Annotated in this window: 18 protein-coding genes and 4 pseudogenes; 10 read left to right on the forward strand and 12 right to left on the reverse strand. The window is 70.1% G+C overall.

The genetic code is table 11. From position 1 onward, the window contains the following. Positions 1 to 34 precede the first annotated feature (34 nt). From Tfont_RS08620 to dcd, 8 genes are all read left to right on the forward strand, one after another. The gene (locus Tfont_RS08620) at positions 35 to 1057 is read left to right on the forward strand and encodes a LysR family transcriptional regulator (protein ID WP_143969128.1); all 1023 of its coding nucleotides are present in this window, start codon (positions 35 to 37) and stop codon (positions 1055 to 1057) included. Beyond that, entirely contained in the window at positions 1054 to 2583 is a 1530-nt protein-coding gene (locus tag Tfont_RS08625; RefSeq protein WP_143969129.1) for an ABC transporter ATP-binding protein, read from the forward strand. Before Tfont_RS08620 ends, Tfont_RS08625 begins: the two co-directional genes overlap by 4 nt. Beyond that, the gene (locus tag Tfont_RS08630) at positions 2570 to 3625 is read left to right on the forward strand and encodes an ABC transporter permease (RefSeq protein ID WP_143969130.1); all 1056 of its coding nucleotides are present in this window, start codon (positions 2570 to 2572) and stop codon (positions 3623 to 3625) included. Before Tfont_RS08625 ends, Tfont_RS08630 begins: the two co-directional genes overlap by 14 nt. After that, positions 3625 to 4545, forward strand: coding sequence for an ABC transporter permease (locus tag Tfont_RS08635; RefSeq protein WP_068610308.1), 921 nt, complete (start codon positions 3625 to 3627; stop codon positions 4543 to 4545). The genes Tfont_RS08630 and Tfont_RS08635 overlap by 1 nt, the downstream gene beginning before the upstream one ends. 30 nt (positions 4546 to 4575) lie before the next feature. Further along, positions 4576 to 5736 carry a BMP family ABC transporter substrate-binding protein gene (locus Tfont_RS08640; RefSeq protein WP_143969131.1) on the forward strand — a complete coding sequence of 387 codons (1161 nt, stop codon included), beginning with the start codon at positions 4576 to 4578 and terminating at the stop codon, positions 5734 to 5736. Continuing rightward, positions 5736 to 6692, forward strand: a complete 957-nt coding sequence (locus tag Tfont_RS08645; protein WP_058616445.1) for an aromatic ring-hydroxylating oxygenase subunit alpha — start codon at positions 5736 to 5738, stop codon at positions 6690 to 6692. Before Tfont_RS08640 ends, Tfont_RS08645 begins: the two co-directional genes overlap by 1 nt. A gap of 13 nt (positions 6693 to 6705) precedes the next feature. Then, on the forward strand, positions 6706 to 7770 hold the full coding sequence (locus Tfont_RS08650) for an adenosine deaminase (protein WP_143969132.1): 1065 nt from the start codon (positions 6706 to 6708) through the stop codon (positions 7768 to 7770). Between the two features lie 134 nt (positions 7771 to 7904). Further along, positions 7905 to 8471 carry a dCTP deaminase gene (gene dcd / locus Tfont_RS08655; protein WP_143969133.1) on the forward strand — a complete coding sequence of 189 codons (567 nt, stop codon included), beginning with the start codon at positions 7905 to 7907 and terminating at the stop codon, positions 8469 to 8471. Positions 8472 to 8867: 396 nt separating this feature from the next. Here the strand turns inward: dcd and Tfont_RS14760 are convergent. The 5 genes and pseudogenes from Tfont_RS14760 to Tfont_RS08675 form a co-directional block, all read right to left on the reverse strand. Further along, positions 8868 to 9092: pseudogene (locus Tfont_RS14760) on the reverse strand (IS5/IS1182 family transposase); the annotation flags it as partial. Beyond that, complete coding sequence (locus tag Tfont_RS14555; RefSeq protein WP_221934282.1) at positions 9008 to 9370, reverse strand: hypothetical protein; 363 nt, start codon at positions 9368 to 9370, stop codon at positions 9008 to 9010. The pseudogene Tfont_RS14760 and the gene Tfont_RS14555, both read right to left, overlap by 85 nt. A gap of 179 nt (positions 9371 to 9549) precedes the next feature. Beyond that, positions 9550 to 9891 (reverse strand): AzlD domain-containing protein, encoded by a 342-nt coding sequence (locus Tfont_RS08665; protein ID WP_185974504.1) that lies wholly within the window; start codon positions 9889 to 9891, stop codon positions 9550 to 9552. Next, positions 9884 to 10591, reverse strand: a complete 708-nt coding sequence (locus tag Tfont_RS08670) for an AzlC family ABC transporter permease (RefSeq protein ID WP_143969135.1) — start codon at positions 10589 to 10591, stop codon at positions 9884 to 9886. The genes Tfont_RS08665 and Tfont_RS08670 overlap by 8 nt, the downstream gene beginning before the upstream one ends. Further along, entirely contained in the window at positions 10588 to 12591 is a 2004-nt protein-coding gene (locus tag Tfont_RS08675) for a helix-turn-helix domain-containing protein (protein WP_143969136.1), read from the reverse strand. The genes Tfont_RS08670 and Tfont_RS08675 overlap by 4 nt, the downstream gene beginning before the upstream one ends. 130 nt (positions 12592 to 12721) lie before the next feature. Here Tfont_RS08675 and Tfont_RS15035 point away from each other — a divergent pair. Continuing rightward, a pseudogene (locus Tfont_RS15035) lies at positions 12722 to 12988 on the forward strand (calcium/sodium antiporter); the annotation flags it as partial. 141 nt (positions 12989 to 13129) lie between these two features. On the opposite strand, the gene Tfont_RS08685 reads toward Tfont_RS15035, so the two are convergent. Genes Tfont_RS08685 through Tfont_RS08700 form a run of 4 tightly spaced genes read right to left on the reverse strand, consistent with a single transcriptional unit; the run spans position 13130 to position 16289 of the window. Continuing rightward, on the reverse strand, positions 13130 to 13528 hold the full coding sequence (locus tag Tfont_RS08685; protein WP_143969137.1) for a DMT family transporter: 399 nt from the start codon (positions 13526 to 13528) through the stop codon (positions 13130 to 13132). A 16-nt stretch (positions 13529 to 13544) separates the two neighbouring features. Beyond that, a complete protein-coding gene (locus Tfont_RS08690; protein WP_143969138.1) occupies positions 13545 to 14357 on the reverse strand; it encodes a thymidylate synthase in 813 nt (270 codons plus the stop codon). 19 nt (positions 14358 to 14376) lie between these two features. After that, on the reverse strand, positions 14377 to 15828 hold the full coding sequence (locus tag Tfont_RS08695) for an FAD-binding oxidoreductase (RefSeq protein WP_143969139.1): 1452 nt from the start codon (positions 15826 to 15828) through the stop codon (positions 14377 to 14379). Continuing rightward, positions 15828 to 16289: a DUF2069 domain-containing protein gene (locus Tfont_RS08700; RefSeq protein WP_143969140.1), complete on the reverse strand. Its 462-nt coding sequence runs from the start codon at positions 16287 to 16289 to the stop codon at positions 15828 to 15830. The genes Tfont_RS08695 and Tfont_RS08700 overlap by 1 nt, the downstream gene beginning before the upstream one ends. Before the next feature lie 19 nt (positions 16290 to 16308). Here Tfont_RS08700 and Tfont_RS08705 point away from each other — a divergent pair, with 19 nt between their 5' ends. Next, positions 16309 to 17592, forward strand: a complete 1284-nt coding sequence (locus tag Tfont_RS08705; protein WP_143969141.1) for a YihY family inner membrane protein — start codon at positions 16309 to 16311, stop codon at positions 17590 to 17592. Here the strand turns inward: Tfont_RS08705 and Tfont_RS14560 are convergent. From Tfont_RS14560 to Tfont_RS08715, 3 genes and pseudogenes are all read right to left on the reverse strand, one after another. Next, positions 17589 to 18227, reverse strand: a pseudogene (locus tag Tfont_RS14560) (EAL domain-containing protein); the annotation flags it as partial. The gene Tfont_RS08705 and the pseudogene Tfont_RS14560 overlap by 4 nt on opposite strands. Continuing rightward, positions 18187 to 19368 (reverse strand): annotated as a pseudogene (locus tag Tfont_RS15040) (PAS domain S-box protein); the annotation flags it as partial. The pseudogenes Tfont_RS14560 and Tfont_RS15040, both read right to left, overlap by 41 nt. Next, positions 19322 to 20158 carry an alpha/beta fold hydrolase gene (locus Tfont_RS08715; protein WP_143969142.1) on the reverse strand — a complete coding sequence of 279 codons (837 nt, stop codon included), beginning with the start codon at positions 20156 to 20158 and terminating at the stop codon, positions 19322 to 19324. The pseudogene Tfont_RS15040 and the gene Tfont_RS08715, both read right to left, overlap by 47 nt. Positions 20159 to 20173 lie beyond the last annotated feature (15 nt).

The following is a 20173-nucleotide window of genomic DNA, read 5'->3' on the forward strand; positions in this document are numbered from 1 at the left end:
CCGTCGGGATTATGCAAGGCATAATCGATGCAGTATGTCACGACCGGTTCCCTGGGACAGCATCGACATCCATTTGATACGGGTGTTGCACACGGTGTTGACCGAACGCAGTGTCACGCGGGCCGCCGTCCGGCTGGGGATGCACCAGCCGGCGGTCAGTGCCGCGCTGCGCCGCCTGCGGCGGCTCACCGGCGATCCGCTGCTCGTGCGCACCGGTGCGGCCATGGTGCCCACGGCGGTCGCCCAGCGCATGATCGCCCCCGCTGCCGAAATCCTGCGCCAGGCCGAGACCATGCTCGGCGGCGCGCGCGCCTTCGATCCGGCCAGCAGCCCGCACACCTTCGCGGTGGCGGCGAGCGACTATCTGGACCCCTGGTTTTTGCCGCGGCTGGTCGCGCGCGTCAAGGCCGCGGCGCCGCTGGCCCGGCTGGACATCCAGCCCCTGGCCGGCAGCACCGACTACCGGCAGCGCCTCGCGCTGGGCGAGGTTGACGTGGTGATCGGCAACTGGCCCGCGGTGCCGGACGATCTGCACCAGGGGCGTTTGTTTGGGGACGAGGTGGTTTGCCTGGTGTCCACCCGCCATCCGGCCCTGCGCCGGGGCTGGACCTTGGAAGACTGGCTCCAGGCCGACCACGTGGCCCCCACGCCGCTGGCCCCTGGCGCGCGCGGCGCCATCGACGAGCACCTGGCCCGGCAGGGGCTGACGCGCAACATCGTCGTGCGCTGCCCGCACTTCGGACTGATTCCGGCCATGGTCAGCCAGAGTCTGCTGGTGCTGACCACCGGGCGGCAGTACTGCCAGCGGTTTTTGCAGGCGCTGCCGGTGGCCATCGTCGAGCCCCCGCTGGCCTTTCCGCGCCTGCTGTACTACCAGCTCTGGCACGACCGCACGCACGGTTCGCCCGCCGCCCAGTGGCTGCGCCAGACCATCCGCGAAGTGGCCGCGGGCTTGGCCGATCCGCCGCCCGACGGCCAAACCCCGTTACCATCCGCACCTTCGCGCCGCCGCGATCCGGCCCGCGCGCCCATGATCGGCACCGACCCCGCGCCATGAGCCCTCCGCCCCGATTGCAACTGCACCACATCACCAAGCGCTACCCCGGCGTGGTGGCCAACGACGGCGTCTCGCTGGAGGTGCTGCCGGGCAGCATCCACGCCGTGCTGGGCGAAAACGGCGCCGGCAAATCCACCCTGATGAAGATCATCTACGGGGCCGTCAAACCCGACGACGGCGCGATGCTCTTCAACGGCCGTCCGGTGCATGTGCGCAATCCGCAGGAGGCGCGTGCGCTGGGCATCAGCATGGTGTTCCAGCACTTCAGCCTGTTCGAGACGCTGACCGTGGCCGAGAACGTCTGGCTCGGCCTGGACGCCACGCTGTCGCTGCGCGAGGTGACCGAATCGATCGAGATGAAGGCCCACGAGTACGGTCTGGAGATCGATCCGCGCCGGCCCGTGCACACACTGTCCGTGGGCGAGCGCCAGCGGGTGGAGATCGTGCGCGCGCTGCTGACCCAGCCGCAACTGTTGATCCTGGACGAGCCGACCTCGGTGCTCACGCCGCAGGCGGTCGAGCGCCTGTTCGTCGTGCTGCGCCAACTGGCCGCCGAGGGCTGCAGCATCCTCTACATCAGCCACAAGCTGCACGAGATTCGCGCCCTGTGCGACACCTGCACGGTGATGCGCGGCGGGCGCGTGACCGGCGTGTGCGATCCGCGGCAGGCCAGCAACGCGGACCTGTCGCGCCTGATGATCGGCAGCGAGCCGCCCACCCTGCCGCCCCACCGCGCGCCCAGCGGGGATGTGGTGCTGGACGTGCGCGGCCTGACGCTGCCCAGCGGCGAGCCGTTCGGCACCGATTTGCACGACATCGCCCTGCAGGTGCGCGCGGGCGAGATCGTCGGTATCGCGGGGGTGTCGGGCAACGGCCAGCGCGAGCTGCTCTATGCGCTGTCGGGCGAAACGACGTCGGCCCCCGCGGGCTCGGTCCGGCTGGCGGGGCGCGACATCGCCCGCGCCGGTCCGGGGCGGCGGCGCCGGCAGGGCCTGCACTTCGTGCCGGAGGAGCGCCTGGGCCGCGGGGCCGTCCCCACGCTGGGGCTGGCGCACAACCTGCTGCTGACGCGCCGCGACGCCGTGGGGCGCGGCGGCTGGCTGCGCCTGGGGGCGCTGCGGGCCCAGGCCAACGACATCATCGCGCGTTACGGGGTCAAGGCCGCGGGGCCGGATGCCGCGGCCAAGTCGCTGTCGGGGGGCAATCTGCAAAAGTTCATCGTCGGGCGCGAGATCGAGGCCCGCCCCTCGGTGCTCATCGTCTCGCAGCCCACCTGGGGGGTGGACGTGGGGGCGGCCGCGCAGATTCGCGGCGAAATCGTCGCCCTGCGCGAGGCGGGCTGCGCGGTCCTGGTCGTCAGCGAGGAGCTGGACGAGCTGTTCGAGCTGTGCGACCGGCTGTATGTGATCGCCCGCGGCCGGCTCTCGCCCTCGGTGCCGGTGGCCGAGGCCAGCGTGGAGCGCATCGGCGAGTGGATGTCCGGCTTGTGGCCCCAGGCCGAGGAGGCGCGCCATGCTGCGGCTTGAGATGCGCCCCCAGCCCTCGGCGGCGTGGAGCTACGCCTCGCCGCTGCTGGCCATTGCGTTGACCGTGCTGATTGGCATGGCCCTGTTTGCCGCGCTGGGCAAGGACCCGGTGGCCGGTCTGCGCGTCTTTTTCTGGGAGCCGGTGCGCAACGCCCGCGCCTGGAGCGAGCTGCTGCTCAAGGCCACGCCCCTGCTGCTGATCGGCCTGGGCCTGGCGATCGGTTTTCGCTCCAATGTGTGGAACATCGGGGCCGAGGGGCAGTTCGTCATCGGCGCGGTGTGCGCCAGCGGCACGGCCCTGGCCTTGCAGGGGGCGGGTTTTGCGGTCTGGCCCCTGGTGCTGCTGGCGGGCGTGGCGGGCGGGCTGACGTGGGCCAGCCTCACGGCGCTGCTGCGCGACCGCTTCAACGCCAACGAGATCCTGGTCAGCCTGATGCTGGTCTATGTGGCCGTGCAGGTGCTCAACTACCTGGTTTATGGCCCGTGGAAGGATCCGATGGGCTTCAACTTCCCGCAGACACAGCGCTTCGACGCCACGGCACAGGTGCCGCGGCTGTTCGAGGGGCTGCGCGTCCACCTGGGATTGCTGCTGGGCCTGGGGGCGGTGGTGGCGGTCTGGCTCTTTTTGTTCCGCACGCGCGCGGGTTTTGCGCAGCAGGTCGGCGGGCTGGCGCCGGCGGCCGCCCGCTATGCGGGGTTTTCGTCGCGCACGGCGCTGTGGGTGGCCATGGGCGTCACCGGGGCGCTGGCGGGTCTGGCCGGGGCGTTGGAGGTGGCCGGTCCGGTGGGCCAGCTCACGCCCCACGTGCCGGTGGGCTACGGGTTTGCGGCCATCATCGTGGCCTTCGTCGGGCGCTTGCACCCCGTGGGCATCGTCGGCTCGGCCCTCCTCATGAGCATGTTCTACATCGGTGGCGAACTGGCCCAGTCCCGCCTGGGGCTGCCCAAGTCCATCACTGGGGTGTTCCAGGGCCTGTTGCTGTTTGCGCTGCTGGCCTGTGACACGCTCATCCACTATCGTCTGCGCTGGAGGAAGGGCTGATGGAGTCCGTTGCCCTGCTGATTGCGGCCTCGCTCAACGCCGGCACGGTGCTGGCCATCGCGGCGCTGGGGCTGCTGATCAACGAGAAGGTGGGCGTCGTCAACCTGGGCGCCGAGGGGCTGATGCTGTGCGGCGCGCTGGCCGGTTTTGCGGCGGTGGTGCACTTTGGGGCGCATCCGCTGGGCTTTCTGGCCGGCATGGGGGTGGCGGCGCTGCTGTCGCTGGTCTTCGGTTGGCTGGTCATCTACCTCAACACCAACCAGTACGCCACCGGGCTGGCGCTCAGCCTGTTTGGCGCCGGGCTGTCCGCTTTCGGGGGGCAGCCCTACACCCAGTACAAGCTGCCGGAGCTGGTCGCGCCCCATGTACCCCTGCTGGGGGATCTGCCCTTTCTGGGCGCCGCGCTGTTTCGCCAGCATGCGCTGGTGTATGCGGCGGTTGCGCTGGCGATAGGGTTGGTGTGGTTTTTTGACCGCACACGCACCGGACTGGTGCTGCGCAGCGTGGGCGAGAACCCGGAGTCCGCCCACGCCCTGGGCTACCCGGTGCGCCGCATTCGGCTGCTGGCGGTGGTGGTCGGGGGCGCGCTGTGCGGGTTGGCCGGGGCCTATGTGTCCACCGTCTACACGCCGCTGTGGGTCGAAGGCATGATCGCCGGCAAGGGCTGGATCGCGCTGGCGCTGACCACTTTTGCCACCTGGCGGCCGGCACGGGTTTTGCTTGGTGCGTATCTGTTTGGCGGCGTGACGATGCTGCAGTTTCACCTGCAAGGCATGGGGGTTCAGGTGCCCAGCCAGTTCCTGACCATGATGCCCTACCTGGCCACCATCGTGGTGCTGGTGCTGATTTCCCGCAGCCCGCTGTGGATCCGCACCCACATGCCCCAGTCCCTGGGCAAGCCGTTTTATCCCGGGTCGTAACATCCCCCTTTTTCACACAGGAGTACTTCCATGATCGATGCGAACAAGCGCGAATGGCTCAAGACCGCGGCCAAGGCCGCGGCGCTGGGGCTGGTGGCGGGCAGCGCCCTCGTGGGCTGCGGCAAGAAAGAGGAGGCCGCCCCCGCCCCGGCCCCCGCCCCGGCCACGCAGGCGCCCAAGCCCGAGCCGTTGAAGGCCGCCTGGGTCTACGTCGGTCCGGTGGGCGATGCCGGCTGGTCGTTTGCGCACGACCTCGGCCGCAAGGCGGTGGAGGCGCACTTTGGTGACAAGGTGCAGACCACCTTCGTCGAGAGCGTGCCGGAAGGCGCCGACGCCGAGCGCGTGATCCGCGACCTGGCCGCGCAGGGCAACAAGATCATCTTCGCGACGTCGTTCGGCTACATGGAGCCGATGCTGAAGGTGGCGCAAGAGTTTCCGGATGTGAAATTCGAGCACGCCACCGGCTACAAGACCGCGCCGAACATGCGCATCTACGACGCCAGCTTCTACCAGGACACCTACATGGCCGGCATCATCGCCGCGCACATGAGCAAGACCGGCACGCTGGGCTTCGTCGGCTCGTTCCCCATCCCCGAGGTGCTGCGCAACATCAACGCCTTCGTGCTGGGTGCGCAGACCGTCAAGCCCAACATCAAGCTCAAGGTCGTGTGGGTCAACTCCTGGTTCGACCCGCCGAAGGAGACCGAGGCCGCGCAGAGCCTGATCAACCAGGGCGCTGACGTGCTGCTGCAAAACACCGACTCCACCGCCGTGCTGCAGACCGCCGAGAAGAACGGCAAGTACGCCTTCGGCTGGGACAGCGACATGAGCAGCTTCGGTCCGAAGGCGCACCTGGCCTCGGCGGTCGTCAACTGGGGTCCGTACTACGTCCAGGCCGTGCAGGAGGTGCTGGACGGCACGTGGCAGACCAAGCGCACCGTCTGGGGTGTCAAGGAAGGCCTCAACGACCTGATCAAGATCGCCGACGTGGTGCCGGAGGCGGCCAAGAAGAAGGTCGAAGAGGTCAAAGCGGGCCTCAAGAGCGGCGAGTTCGAGGTCTTCACCGGCCCGATCGTCGACAACACCGGCAAGGAAGTGCTGGCCAAGGGCGTCAAGGCCGACCAGGACTGGAAGGACAAGGTCAACTTCTTCGTCAAGGGCGTGGAAGGCAAGATCCCGGCTGGCAAGTGATGGTCGAGCGCGACCACTGGTGGCCGGTGGCGCTGGCCGATGACGTCGGCGCGGCGCCGGTGCCGGTTACGCTGCTGGACGAGCCGCTCGTGCTGTGGCGCGACGGCGCGGGTGCGGTGCAGGCGTTCGCCGACCGCTGCCCGCACCGCGGCGCGCGCCTGTCCCTCGGCGCGGTGGTGGAGGGGCAGCTGCGGTGCCCGTACCACGGCTGGCGCTTCGACGGCGACGGCCGCTGCCGCGCGATCCCGGCGCTGCCGGGCTTTGCGCCACCGGACGGTCACGCCGCCTGCCGCCATGCGGTGGCGCAGGCGCACGGGCTGCTGTGGGTGTGCTTGGGCACCCCCGTCGCGCCCGCGCCGCCGTCGCTGCCCCCTCTGCCGCCGCGGCGCGTCGTGCACGGGCCGTTCGACGTGGCCACCAGCGCCCCGCGCGCGATCGAGAATTTCCTCGACACCGCGCACTTTGCCTACGTGCACGAAGGCTGGCTCGGCGCGCCGACGCACGCCGAGGTGCCGCCGTACGAGGTGACGCTGACCGCCGACGGCCGCCCGGTCGTGCCGGACTACCCGGCCTGGCAGCCGCGCGCCACTGCCCGCGCGCAGGGCGGCGCCTGGGTGCGCTACCGCTACGAGGTGCTCAGTCCCTACGCCGCGCTGCTGCAGAAGCAGCCCGAGGGCGACGCCCCGGCCGACGCCTACGTCATGTGGGCCTGCCCGACGACGCCGGAAACCTGCCGCGTCTGGTTCGTGCAGCACACCACCGACACCACCACCCCGGACGCGGCGCTGCGCGAGTTCCAGAGCGCCATCTTCGCGCAGGACCGCCCGATCCTCGAGTCCCAGACTCCGAAGCGCCTGCCGCTCTTCGGCGGCGAGGCGATGTGCGCCGCCGACCGCCTGAGCGCCGCCTACCGGCGCTACCTGCGCGCGGCCGGCATCACCTTCGGCGTCTGCTGAACAGGGGCGCGCGATGATCCCTGAACCCGACCTGGCTTTCGAGCGCATCGGCCCCGGGCGGCTCGTCGAGCTGCTGAAGCGCGCGCCAAAGGCCGAGCTGCACCTGCACATCGAGGGCACGCTGGAGCCGGAGATGATGCTGGCCCTGGCGCGCCGCCATGGCGTAGCGCTGCCGTACGCCGACGTCGAGGCGGTGCGCGCGGCTTACGCCTTCACCAGCCTGCAGAGCTTTCTGGATCTGTACTACGCCGGCGCCGGCGTGCTGCGCGACGCGCAGGACTTCCACGACCTCGCGTGGGCGTACTTCCAGCGCGCGGCTGCGGACGGCGTCGTGCACGCGGAGTGCTTCTTCGACCCGCAGACGCACACCGCGCGCGGTGTGCCGCTGGCGGCGGTGTTCGAGGGGCTGGTGGCGGCGCAGCGGCGCGCCGAGACGGAGCTGGGCCTGACGGTGCGCTGGATCCTGTGCGTGCTGCGCCACCTGAGCGAGGACGAGGCGCTGGCGACGCTCGAGGCGGCGCTGCCGTGGCGGGAGCACTTCATCGGCCTGGGGCTGGACTCGAGCGAACTGGGCCACCCGCCGGCCAAGTTCCAGCGGGTGTTCGCGCGCGCCCGGGCGCTGGGGCTGCACGGGGTGGCGCACGCCGGCGAGGAGGGGCCGCCCGACTACATCCGCCAGGCGCTGGACCTGCTGCAGGTGCAGCGCATCGACCACGGCGTGCAGGCGGTGCACGACGCGGCGCTGCTGCAGCGGCTGGCGCGCGAGCGCGTGCCGCTGACGGTGTGCCCGCTGTCCAACGTGCGGCTGTGCGTGTTTCCGGACCTGGCGTCGCACAACCTGCGCACGTTGCTGGAGGCTGGCCTGTGCGTCACCGTCAACTCCGACGATCCGGCCTACTTCGGCGGCTACGTCGCCGACAACCTGGTGCAGACGGTGCAGGCGCTGGGGCTGGACGCGCGCGCGGCGTGGCGGTTGCTGGCCAACGGCTTCGAGGCGGCGTTCCTCGACGACGCCACGCGCGCGCGGCACCTGGCGGCCCTGGAGCGCGCGTTCGCCGACGCGGCGGCGCAGACCTGACGGCGCGCTGGCGGGCCCTTCGTGGTCAGCCAGGGCCTGGACCCCAGCGGCCTTGTCGTGACCGAGCGCCAAGGCCTGGGGGCGAAGCGGCCTTCGTACAATGCGCCGATCACCCACAGGCACCCCTGCGCACCATGACCCTCAAGAGCGACAAATGGATCCGCCGCATGGCGGAGGAATACGGCATGATCGAGCCGTTCGAGCCAGGCCAGATCCGCGAGGTCGAGGGCCGCAAGGTCATCAGCTACGGCACCAGCAGCTACGGCTATGACATCCGCTGCGCGCCCGAATTCAAGGTCTTCACCAACATCCACAGCACGGTGGTGGACCCGAAGAACTTCGACGAAAAGAGCTTCGTCGATTTCCACGGCGACCACTGCATCATCCCGCCCAACAGCTTCGCGCTGGCGCGCACGGTGGAGTACTTCCGCATCCCGCGCAACGTCTTGACCATCTGTCTGGGCAAGAGCACCTACGCCCGCTGCGGCATCATCGTCAACGTCACGCCTTTCGAGCCCGAGTGGGAAGGCTATGTGACGCTGGAGTTTTCCAACACCACTCCGCTGCCGGCGAAAATCTACGCCGGCGAAGGCTGCGCGCAGGTGCTGTTTTTCGAGAGCGACGAGGTCTGTGACGTCTCGTACCGCGACCGCGGCGGCAAGTACCAGGGGCAGCGGGGCGTGACGCTGCCGCGGGCGTGAGGAACGCGCGGTTCAGGGGCGGGCAGGTCGCGGATACGAATTTCTCGGTCGAATCCCTCGCGAGACGGCGGTTATCAGCCGCAAACAGGAAGGGGTCTGAAAACTCTGCTTTCGTTGACTCGGTACACGGGTGCAGAGTTACGCCGATGCTGTGAGCCTAGGTTATAAGCCAGGTACACTCAGTCGCCCCTGAAATTTTCACCCGAGCCCCAGTTTTGCGTGCATCGAGCCTGGCCTGAGCGATATCGCCCCCACCCCCGCCTCGGCCTGCCGCAACAGGCGCAAAAGAGGGGATGGGCTCGATGTTTTCGTGGCCGGAGCAGCTTACTCTCCTGCTTGCTGATCTGTGGGGTCTTGCCTCGGTGCACGATGCGCACATCCGAGTTGCAGCGCATCCACCCCCCGGTAGCCCCGATCGACGAACACCGTCGCGGGCTCGACCGCACAGTCTTGCATCAGGATCGTGGCCTGCTCGAGCTGTTCGCGCAGGGTGTGTCCGTCATACGGATGGCCATGGAAGGCCCGCGCGCCCACGATCAGGTTGCCCTTGTGCGTGCTGGCAATGCCCACCTTGACACCGAATTCGTCGGGTGTTCGGGCCTTGCCCTTGCTGATACAGTCGCGCCAGCATTGCGCCAGCGCTGGACCACCCCTTCGTCCAACTCGTTGAGGGCGTGCTTGAGATACAGGAGGCTGATCATGATGCGCAGCGGCACGCGAGGACGCCCCGCGTGGCTCAAGCGTTCGCTGCGCTGGACTTGTTCACTAAACAGATCGAGATCGGGCATGGCGATGCCCGAGCGCGCCTTGCGCGACAACAGATGCGCCACCGATCCTTCGATTTGCTGCCAGGGCATGCGAGAGGCCAGCACCGCCAGCGGGTGGCGCAGATCGATCATGTGGTCGATGCGAGAGCGGAAGAAATCGTCGGTGACGGGGCAGGCAAACTTGACAAAAACTCCCAGAGCTCGCGCATATGAGGATGTGAAATGGGGAGATATTTGAGCCGAGAAAGCGCGAAAACCACAGATAAATCAAATAGTCAAGAGTAAATCAGGGGGTGGCTGGGTACAACGCGTCACCCGCTCACCCACAACATCAACGCATACACCCCCGTGCCCAGCAGCGTGGAGGCCGCCAGCCCCCCGCGCAGGCGCTGGAGGAGGATCACGGCGGCGATGGCAACGGCCGTGGGCAGGGCGCGGGTGGGGCCGGCGGCTGGCCACAGCAGGGGGAAGAGCGAGGCCACCAGCAGGGCGGCGATGGCGGCCGGGCCGATGGCCGAGGACCAGCGGCGGATAAGGTTCGAACGCTCGGTACTTTGACGCAGCCCCCACCAGAAGGGCAAGGCGCGCAGCAGGAAGGTGCCCAGCCCACAGGCCAGCACGGTCAGCAGCTGTATCCAGCCGGCTTCACTCATCGTCGCCGTCCTCGTCCACGTGTGCCTGCAGCAACTGGAGGGCCGCACCGGCCAGCATGCCGGCCGGGATGGCCACATGGGCCGGGCCCAGGGCCAGGCCCAGCAGCGTGACACCCGCCGCCCCCCACAGCGCCCGGCCACGTCCGTGCACCCCCATCTGCAGCAGCAGCGACAGGAAGAGCGCCGGCAGCACGAACTGCAAAGCCTCCTGCAGCAGGGGGATCCGGTCCACCAGCTGGGCGCCGGTCTCGGCCCCCAGCCAGGTGCCAGCGATCCACGCGCCATAAGCCCCGGCCTGCAGGCCAGCCAGCCAGCCCGCGCGCTGGGCCGGGGCCAGGGTGGGCAAACGCGCGGCCGCGCAGGCGAAGACTTCGTCGGTCAGGCCAAAGGCCAGGGCCGGGCGCACGCGGGCCGGGCGCGCCTGCGCGAGCTGTTCGGCCACCACCCGACCGTAGAGCAGATGGCGGGCATTGAGCAGCCAGATGGTGGGCACCACCGTCAGCGGCCCGCCGCCGGCGGCGAGCAGGGACACCAGCACGAACTGGCTGGCCCCTGCAAAAACGATGGCTGAGATGGCCACGGCCCATGGAGCCCCCAAACCCATCTGAACGGCGGCCAGCCCGAAAGAAAAAGCCACGGGCACGTAGCCCGCTGCAATGGCCAGGCTGTCGCCCAGGCCGCGCAGCACCTGCCGCGTCATGCGCCCTCCGGCTTGCTAAAGGTGAAGACATGGGTGCCCCCACCCCAGTCGTCGCTGCCGGTGGTGGCAAACACCCGGCGATGGCGGCGCAACTCCAGCCCGGCCAGCGCGGCCAGCCCGGCAAAGCGGCGCGGGAAGGTCTTGCGCTCGACCTCGTAGTCGAAGCCGGCTACCATGGCCTGCAGCTCCAGCCAGTAGAAGCGCACGAAGGCCCCGATCTCATGTGCAGGGCGCTCGCGCAAACCGGACTCGCACAGGCGCGCATACAGGTTACGGCACAGGCTCACCGCCTGGGTCGATTTGCCCTCGGTGGCCGCGACCATGGCCATGATGATGGAGCGGCGCAAGTCGCGGTAGAGCCTGAGGTCCAGCCCCCCTTCGGAGGCCGGCGGCTCACCCACCCAGGCCATGCTGGCCAGCAGGTAGGCGCTGTGGTGGCGCACCAGGGCGAGGTTGCGTTCATCCACGCTGGCGAATTCGGGCAGGAACTCGTCGGCCACCACCAGCAGCCCGCCGGGCTGCAGCAGCTGCATGGCCTTTTGCAGCATGAAGGCTGTGTTGAAGTGGTGCGAGGCGCCGAAAGAGGTGATGAGCGGTGTCTCGCCGCTCGGCAGGTCGAGCTCCAGGAAGCCGCCGTGATGCAGCTCGATGCCCTCAACCCCGTGGGCATTGCGCTGCAGGCACACAAACGCCGCCTCGTCGGGTTCGACGGCCAGGAAACGGCAACCCGGATGCAGCTCGTGCAGCATCAGCAACGGCAGACCCGGCCCTGCGCCCACGTCGATGGCCTGCAAGGCGGGCTGCGGTCCGGCGAAGCTTGCGATATCCTGGGCGGCGGCCACTACTTGGCGGGCGTAGGCGGGGTGCAGCAGCTCGAAGGTATCGTACTGCTCCACGTCGATGCGGCTGGAGAACGGCCCGTCCCGGCCGCCGCGCTGCGCCGCTGCGGGCGCCGGGCGCACGTGATGCAGCTGCCGCGGCATGCACATGCGCCCCCGCTGCAGCAGCACCTCAGCGGCCAGGCTGTTGAGCACCCAGCTGTGGCCCTCCAAATGAGCCTGGATCGCAGCCGTTTCGGGCGCGCCCAGCTCGATGAAGGGCGATTCCGCCAGCCGGGCTAGGCGGATGGCGGCAGCCGGCAGGTCGGCGTTGGCCCAGGCGGGCGGTGCCTGGTCGGGTTGGGCAAAGGCTCCGGTCAGGGGCATGGGCACCACGGCGACATACGGCCCCTGGGCGTCGTCTTCCACCAGCGACAGCACCGGCCAGCGCCAGGGACCGGCGGTGGCCTCGTGCTGCATCTGGCGCAGCTTGAGCAGGCCGTCACGCCCATTGAGCGGCTCACCGCGCAGTCGCAGGATGCGCGCGCCCAGGCCGTTGGACACCTCCAGCAGGGCGCGCTCCATCACGCTGCGCACTCCCTCCCAGGCGCTCGGGGCCTGGGGCCACTCTAGGTAGAGCGTGGAGGCACTGGCCGAATACGTCTTGGGCGGATACACGATCACCACCATGGCCCGCCCGCCTTGCTCGGTGGCTGCGTACACATGCGGCACATCGGCGTCGAAGGTGTGAGTGTCGCCAGCCCTCACCATGCGCGGCCGGTCGGCCTGCCCCACCAGCATGGCCCCGGACAGCACCGTGATGCGTTCCTTCACCCCTTCCGGATGCGGGGCGGAGTCCTTGCGGCAGCCTGGCCGCAGTTCGATCAGATAGACCTCGATCTCGGGGTCGTCGGTCGATTTTTCGATTAATCGAACAATCACCCCCTTGTCCGACAGCTCGCCGCCGTCGCTCAGTTCCTCGTTGACCAGCTGGCCGAAGGGCACTCCCAGGGCGTTAGCCACAGCCCACAGGGTCTCGATCGTGGGGTTGCCCTCGCCGTTTTCCAGCTGCGACAAGGTCGATTTCGCCACCCCGCTGCGCTCGGACAAGCCCGCCAGCGTGAGCCCTCGCTGTTCCCTAAATCGCAGCAGATTCCTGCCGATGGCTGAGACGGTGCTCACGAGGTTTTCCTGATAGATATCGATGTGAGTTCATTATAACAAACAAACGGTTCGTTCTGTCGGTCTGCGGCCAGGTGTGCCTCTATGGCACGATGGCGCCACATTGCATCCGGGGAAGGAGGTCCACGCTATGTCCATCGTTTTGCTCATCGTTGGCGTGGTCGTCCTGGTGGCAGGGGCTGAGGGCCTCACGCGCGGCGCCGCGCGGTCGTCACTGTCCTGGGGGATCTCGCCCCTGGTGGTAGGCTTGACCATCGTGGCCCTCGGCACCAGTGCGCCGGAGATGGCGGTGTCGGTGGGCGCAGCCGCCAACGGCACCATCGATCTGGTCGTGGACAACCTGGTGGGCAGCAACATCTTCAACATCCTTGTCTGCCTGGGCCTGGCCGGCGTGGTGGCGCCCCGTGGCCTGCCCATTTCCGAAGCTGTCCTGAACTTCGATCTGTGGGTGATGGTGGGTGGCCACGCTGCTGGCCTGCCTGCCCATCTTCATGAGCGGCCGGGAGATCGCGCGCTGGGAAGACGGCGTGCTGCTGGCCTACCGCACCACCGCCAGCGCCGCCACGGAGGTGCGCCGCGTCAGCGGCTGGCCGAAGAACAGTGCCCCCAGCAGCACCGTCCACACCGGCATGGTAAAGCCCAGGATGGCCGCCCGCCCGGACGCCAGGGCGGCCACGCCAAAGATGGCCAGCGTGTGCCAGCCCAGCATGTTGGGCAGTGCCAGCGTGACGATGCTGCGCCACTCGCTGCGCCGGGGCGGCAGGCGCACACCGCGCCAGTGATAGAACGCGAACAGCCACAGCGCGCCGCCGGTCATCGTCACGGCGCGGAAGAACAGGGGCGAGAGCTCCTGCAGCGACAGTTTCATGACCGGCCAGTTGACGCCCCACATCAGCGTCAAGGGCACCAGTCCCAGGGCTTGGGCGCGCGACAGCATCACGGGTAGGGGCGGCTCACACCGCCACGGGCGCCTTGATGGCCGGGTGGTGCTGGTAGTCCAGGAATTCGAAGTCGTCGAATTCGTAGTCGAACAGGGTCGGCGGGCGGCGGCGGATGCGCAGCGTTGGGTAGGGGTAGGGCGAGCGCGACAGTTGCAACTGCACCTGCTCCACGTGGTTGTGGTAGATGTGGCAATCGCCGCCGGTCCAGATGAAGTCGCCGACGCCCAAATCGCACTGCTGCGCCACCATGTGCGTCAGCAGCGCATAGCTGGCGATGTTGAACGGCACGCCCAGAAAGACGTCGGCGCTGCGCTGGTAGAGCTGGCACGACAGTCGGCCGTCGGCCACGTAGAACTGAAACAACGCATGGCACGGCGCCAGCGCCATCTGGGGCAGGTCGGCGACGTTCCAGGCGCTGACGATGATGCGTCGCGAGTCGGGGTTGGTACGCAGGGTATGCAACACCTCGCTGATCTGGTCGATGTGGCCGCCGTCGGGTTTTGGCCACGAGCGCCATTGCACGCCGTAGATGGGGCCCAGGTCGCCGTCGGCGCGCGCCCACTCGTCCCAGATGGTCACGCCGCGCTCTTGCAGCCAACGCACGTTGCGCTCGCCGCGCAAAAACCACAGCAGCTCCAGAATGATGCTTTTGAGATGCACCTTTTTGGTGGTGACCAGCGGAAAGCCCTCCGATAGGTCGAAGCGCATCTGGTAGCCGAACACGCTGCGCGTGCCGGTGCCGGTGCGGTCGGCCTTGACCACGCCATGCTCATACACATGGCGCATGAAGTCTTCGTACTGGTGGCGGATGGGGCGCGGCGTCATGGGCGGATTATCGCCGCCGTCAGACCAGCAGCTTGCCCGGGTTGAGCCGGTTGGCGGGGTCCAGCGCGCGCTTGACGGCGCGCATCAGGTCCAGCGCCACCGGGTCCTGGTAGCGCGGCAGGATGGCGGCCTTCAGCGCCCCGATGCCGTGCTCGGCGCTGATCGAGCCGCCGTGGCGCTGCACCGCGTCGTAGACCACCGTGTGGATGCGCGCCTCCTGTTCGTGCAGGAAGGCGGCGGCATCCGCGCCCTCAGGGCACTGCACGTTGAAGTGCAGGTTGCCGTCGCCCAGGTGGCCGAAGTTGACCAGCCGCACGCCGGGCACGGCGTTCGCCAGTGCCTTTTCCGCCTCGGCGCAGAAGGCCTGGATGCGCGAGACCGGCAGGCTGATGTCGTGCTTGACGTTGAGCCCCTCCTCGGCCTGCGCCAGCGGGATGCTCTCGCGGATGTGCCACAGCGTGCGCGCCTGCGCCAGGCTTTCGGCCACCACCGCGTCCACCGCGCAGCCGTCCTCCAGTGCTTGCCCCAGCACGGCCTCCAGCCGCGCGCGCGCGTGCGCCTCGCCCTCGGCGTCGCTGGTCTCCAGCAGCACCGCGTAGGGGGCCACGTCCGCCAGCGGCACCGACAGCTGCGGAAAGTGGCGCCGCACCAGCTCCAGCGCAAAGCGGTTCATGACCTCGAAGCCGGTCAGCGCCGGCCCGAGCCCGCGCTGCGCCACCCCCAGCAGCGCCACTGCGGCGGCCAAGTCCGGCACCGCGGCCCAGGCGGTCAGCTGCGCGGCCGGGCGCGGCACGAGCTTGAGCACCGCCGCGGTGATGATGCCGAGCGTCCCCTCGCTGCCGATGAACAGGTGGCGCAGGTCGTAGCCGGTGTTGTCCTTGCGCAGGCCGCGCAGACCGTTCCAGACGCGGCCGTCGGCGGTGACGACCTCCAGCCCCAGGCACAGGTCGCGCGCGTTGCCGAAGCGCAGCACCTGCGTGCCGCCGGCGTTGGTGGCCAGGTTGCCGCCGACGGTGCAGCTGCCCTCGGCCGCCAGGCTCAGCGGCAGCCACAGCCCGGCGGCCTCGGCAGCCTGCTGCGCGGCCTGCAGCACGCAGCCGGCCTCCACCGTCAGCGTGAGGTTTTTCTCGTCCAGCGCGCGGATGCGGTTGAGCCGCGCGGTGCTCAGCACCACCTGCGTGCCGCTGCCGTCCGGCACGCCGCCCAGCACCAGCCCGGTGTTGCCGCCCTGCGGCACGATCGGCGCGCCGTGCGCGGCGCAGGCGCGCACCACGGCGGCCACCTCCGCCGTGCTGCCGGGGCGCACCACCGCGAGGGCCCGGCCCCGGTGGCGGCGGCGCCAGTCGCGCTCCCACGGCTCCAGGTCGGCGTCGGCGGCGGTGAGCACGTGCGCCGGGCCGACGGCAGCGTGCAGATCCCGCAGCAGGGCGGCCCGCGCGGGTGGATCGAGAGGAGCGGTTGGCAGGTCCATCATTCGGAACCGTCGCTGTCCGCAGGTTGCGGGATGCGGGCGGCGCGCAACCGCAGCCGCACATGCAGGGCACAGGCCGCAAACAGCCCCATGCACAACACGACCTGTCCCCAGGCCAGTGCGGCCGACAGCCCGCCTTCGCTGGTGGCGCGCACGATGCCTTCGGTGAAGTACAGCCACACCAGCAGGCTGAGCCAGCGGTAGGTGTACATGCGGTGGCGCAGCAGGCCGGGCAAGGGCAAGGCCAGCGGCAAGACCTTGAGCGCCCACCACGACCCGCCCGGGCGCAGCGGCGCCAGCCACAGCTCCCACGCCAGCCCCAGGACGATCAGGCCCAGCACACAGGCCACGGCCAGCGCCCGCGTCCAGCGCGCCTGCGCCAGGGCAACGGGCACGGCGGATGCAGTGGGCGCAGCGGGCCCGGCAAGGGGGGCGGACGGGGAGGGGGACGGCGCGGACATCGGCTGGCATGATAGCGGCATGACCGCATTCGATCCTTCCGCGCGGGCGGCGCCTGCTCCGCTTGCCGAGGCCGCTCCGCAGCCCCTCTGGCAGCGTGGCTGGCAGAAGGCCCGCGACTTCCCGTGGCGCACCACGTGGCTGACGCTGCGCGAGCGCTTCGCGCAGGACCGGCTGGCGGTGGCCGCCGGCAGCCTGACGTTCACGACCACCATCTCGCTGGTGCCGCTGGTGACGGTGGCGCTGGCCGTGTTCGCGCTGTTTCCGGCCTTCGGCGCGATGGAGCAGCGCGTGCAGCGCTGGATGGTGGAGGCGCTGGTGCCGGACCACATCGCGCGCCAGGTCGGGCGCTACCTGTGGCAGTTCGCCAGCCAGGCCGGCCAGATCGGCCTGGGCGGGGCGGTGGTGCTGCTGGTCACGGCGCTGGCGCTGGTGCTGACGATCGACCGCCAGCTCAACGACATCTGGCGCGTGCCGCGGCTGCGGCCGCTGGCGCAGCGGGTGCTGGTGTACTGGGCGGTGCTGACGCTGGCGCCGCTGGTGCTGGCGCTGATGCTGAGCGCCAGCTCCTACGCGCTGTCGGTGTCGCGCGGCTGGCTGCCGGCGGCGCACCAAGGCGTGCGCTGGGCGCTGGATGCGGCGGGCTTTGTGGCGCTGGCGCTGGGCATGGCGGCGCTCTATCGTTACGTGCCGAATGCCCAAGTGCGGCTGCGCCATGCGCTGGCCGGCGGGGTGTTCGTCGCGCTGGCGTTCGAGCTGGCGCAGCAGGCGCTGGCCTGGTACCTGCGCACGGTGCCGACCTATTCGGCGGTCTACGGCACCTTTGCCACCGTGCCGATCCTGCTGGTGTGGCTGTACCTGGTGTGGCTGATCGTGCTGCTGGGGGCGGTGATCGTGGCCTACCTGCCGTTCCTGCTGGCGGGGGTGGCGCGCCGCGGCGGCACGCCGGGCTGGCCGTTCCAGCTGGCGCTGGAGCTGCTGGCGGAGCTGCAGGCCAGCCGCACCGGCGAGCGCCCCGGGCTGGCGCTGGAGGCGCTGGCGCGGCGGCTGCGCGTCGATCCGCTGCACCTGCAGCAGCCGCTGCGCGCGCTGCAGGCGCTGGGCTGGGTGGGGCGCCTGAGCGACGAGGAGGGCCGCTGGGTGCTGCTGGTCGATCTGCACCAGCGCCGGCTGGCGGAGCTGGCGCGCGTGCTGTGGCTGGCGCAGGACGAGGCCACCGCCGGCGTCTGGCGCGCGTTGCCGCTGGAGGCGACCACCGTCGCCGCGGTGCTGCCGCCGCCGCGGCGCGCGCCGGGGGCGCCCTAGCGCGGCATGCGCCGCACCGGCGCCAGCGCGTCCAGCAGCTGCGGCAGGCCGACGTGGTAGCCCTGCGCGAAGTCCACGCCCAGCTCGCGCACGCGCTGCAGGATCGCCTCCGACGACACGTACTCCGCCACCGTGCGCAGCCCCATCACGTGGCCGATGGCGTTGATCGCCTGCACCATCGCCAGGTCGATCGGGTCGCTCTCGATGTCCTTGACGAAGCTGCCGTCGATCTTGAGGAAGTCCACCGGCAGGTTCTTCAGGTAGGCGAACGACGACAGCCCGCTGCCGAAGTCGTCCAGCGCGAACAGGCAGCCCAGGCGCTTGACCTCGCCGATGAAGTGCGCGACGGTGGAGAGGCTCGCCATCGCCGCGGTCTCGGTGATCTCGAAGCACACCGTGCCGGGCGGCAGCTGCATGGTCTGCAGCAGCGCCTGCAGGTCCTGGCGGAAGCGCTCGTCCGACAGCGACGCGCCCGACAGGTTGATGGCATAGAGGCCCTCCAGCCGCCCCTGCTGGCGCAGCCGGTCGCCCAGCCATGCCAGCGTGTTGCGCACCACCCACTGGTCGATGCGCGGCATCAGGCCGTAGCGCTCCGCCGCCGGCCACGTGCCCGCAGGTGTCGTTGACGACCTTGAACTGGTCCAGGTCCAGGTAGCACAGCACGTGCCGCGCCTGGTCCGGGCGCGACAGCAGCTCGGTCAGCCGGCGCTCGAACTCGCGCCGGTTCGGCACGCCGGTCAGCGCGTCGTGCGTGGCCTGGTGGCTCAGCTCGCGCGCCAGGTTCAGCGTCACCGTGACGTCGTGGAACACCAGCACCGCGCCGATCAGGAAGCCGTCGCGGCTGCGGATCGGCGCGGCGGTGTCCAGCACCGGGATGCGCTCGCCGTCGCGGCGCTGCAGCAGCGCGTGCTCGCGCCGCGGCGCCGGCGTCTTGCCCTGCAGCACCTCGCGCACCGGATTCGGCAGCGGCTCGCCGCCGGTCTCGTCCAGCAGGCGGTAGACGGTGGTGACCGGCTGCCCGCGCGCCTGGTGCGCCGGCCAGCCGGTCAGGCGCGCGGCCACCGGGTTCAGGTACTGGATCAGCCCGGCCTCGTCGGTGGTGATGACGCCGTCGCCGATCGAGGCCAGCGTCACCTGCGCCAGGTCGCGCTCGCGCTGCAGCTGCAGCTCGACGTGCTTGCGGTCGGAGATGTCGCGCAGTACCGCCGAGTAGAGCGTGCGCTCGCCCTGGTGGAAGTCGTCGATCGACAGCTCGTAGAACGTGCGCGCGCCGCCACGCGCCATGCGCAGCTCCAGGTCGGCGATGGCGCGGCGCGTCAGCGCCCCCATGATCAGCTTGCGCACGCGCGTGTGCAGCGGCGGGTCGTTGAAGACGAGGCTGGTGGTGTGGTGCTCGTACAGCGGGGAGCCGGCGCCGTACTTGGGCCCGAACTCGACGTGCTTGTCGGAGCTGAAGGTGGCCGCGTCGCGGTAGACCGCGACCAGGTCCGCGTGCCGGGTCAGGAACCAGCTGCCATCCGGCATGGCGCGCACCGGCTCGCGCGCGCGCAGGGCGGCGTAGACCGGGTACGGGTTGGCCAGGAAGTCCGGCGGCAGCCGGCGCAGGTCGAAGCCGGCGGCGATGGCCTCGGCGCGCTCGCGCGTCATCGGCGGCGTGATCGCCTGCGGCGGTACGGACTGCCGTGCGGCCGTGGTGTGCGGGAACGCTGGGGTAGCCATGAGCGGAGCGTCAGGCCGACTGCGCCTGCATCCGTCCCAGGAAGGCGCGCAGCGCATCCAGCACGCCGTCGGGTGCCTCGGTCATCAGGGCGTGGCCCGCGGGCAGCCGCACCACTTCCACCGGCACGCCGGCGGCGCGCGCGCCGTCGATCAGCGGCTGCGCAGCCTTGGGCGGCGTCATCTGGTCGCGCGTGCCAAGGATGAACTGCACCGGGCAGGCCAGCCGCCGTGCGGCGGCCTCGCCGTCCTGGTAGGTGTCACAGGCGACGAAGCCGCGGTGGAACACGTTGACGCGCGGATTGCTGGCCAGCACGCGGCGCATCAGCGCGCGCGAGCCGCCGTAGAGCCACGTGCCGGGGCCGAGCGCCGACGGCGGCGGCGCCAGCGTCGAGTGGCTGAACACGTTGACCATCGCGATGGCCTTCTCGGGCGTATTCAGCGACGCGTCCAGCAGCGCGGGCGATACCCGCATCGGCCAGGCGGTGCCGACCAGCGCCAGCTGCGCGACCCGCTGCGGCGCGTCGGCCGCGGCCTGCAGCGCGATCAGCGAGCCGAAGCTGTGGCCCGCCAGCGCCGCGCGCTCGACGGCGAGCGCATCCAGCAGGCCCAGCACCGCGCGCGCGCCGTCGGCGACGCGGGCCGGCGGCTCGCCGCCGCTGCGGCCATGGCCGGGCAGGTCGATGGCCAGCACGTTGAAGCCGTGGTGCGCGAGGTAGCGGCTTTGCAAAATCCACACGCTGTGGTCGTTGAGCACGCCGTGGATCATCACCACGGTGGGCTGCGCGGGGTCAAACGCTTTGCCGCCGGTGTAGGCGTACAGCGGGGCGCCGTGCACGTCGATCATCATGGTGCGCTCTCCCGG

It is taken from the genome of Tepidimonas fonticaldi (genome assembly GCF_007556755.1).
GTDB lineage: Bacteria > Pseudomonadota > Gammaproteobacteria > Burkholderiales > Burkholderiaceae_C > Tepidimonas > Tepidimonas fonticaldi.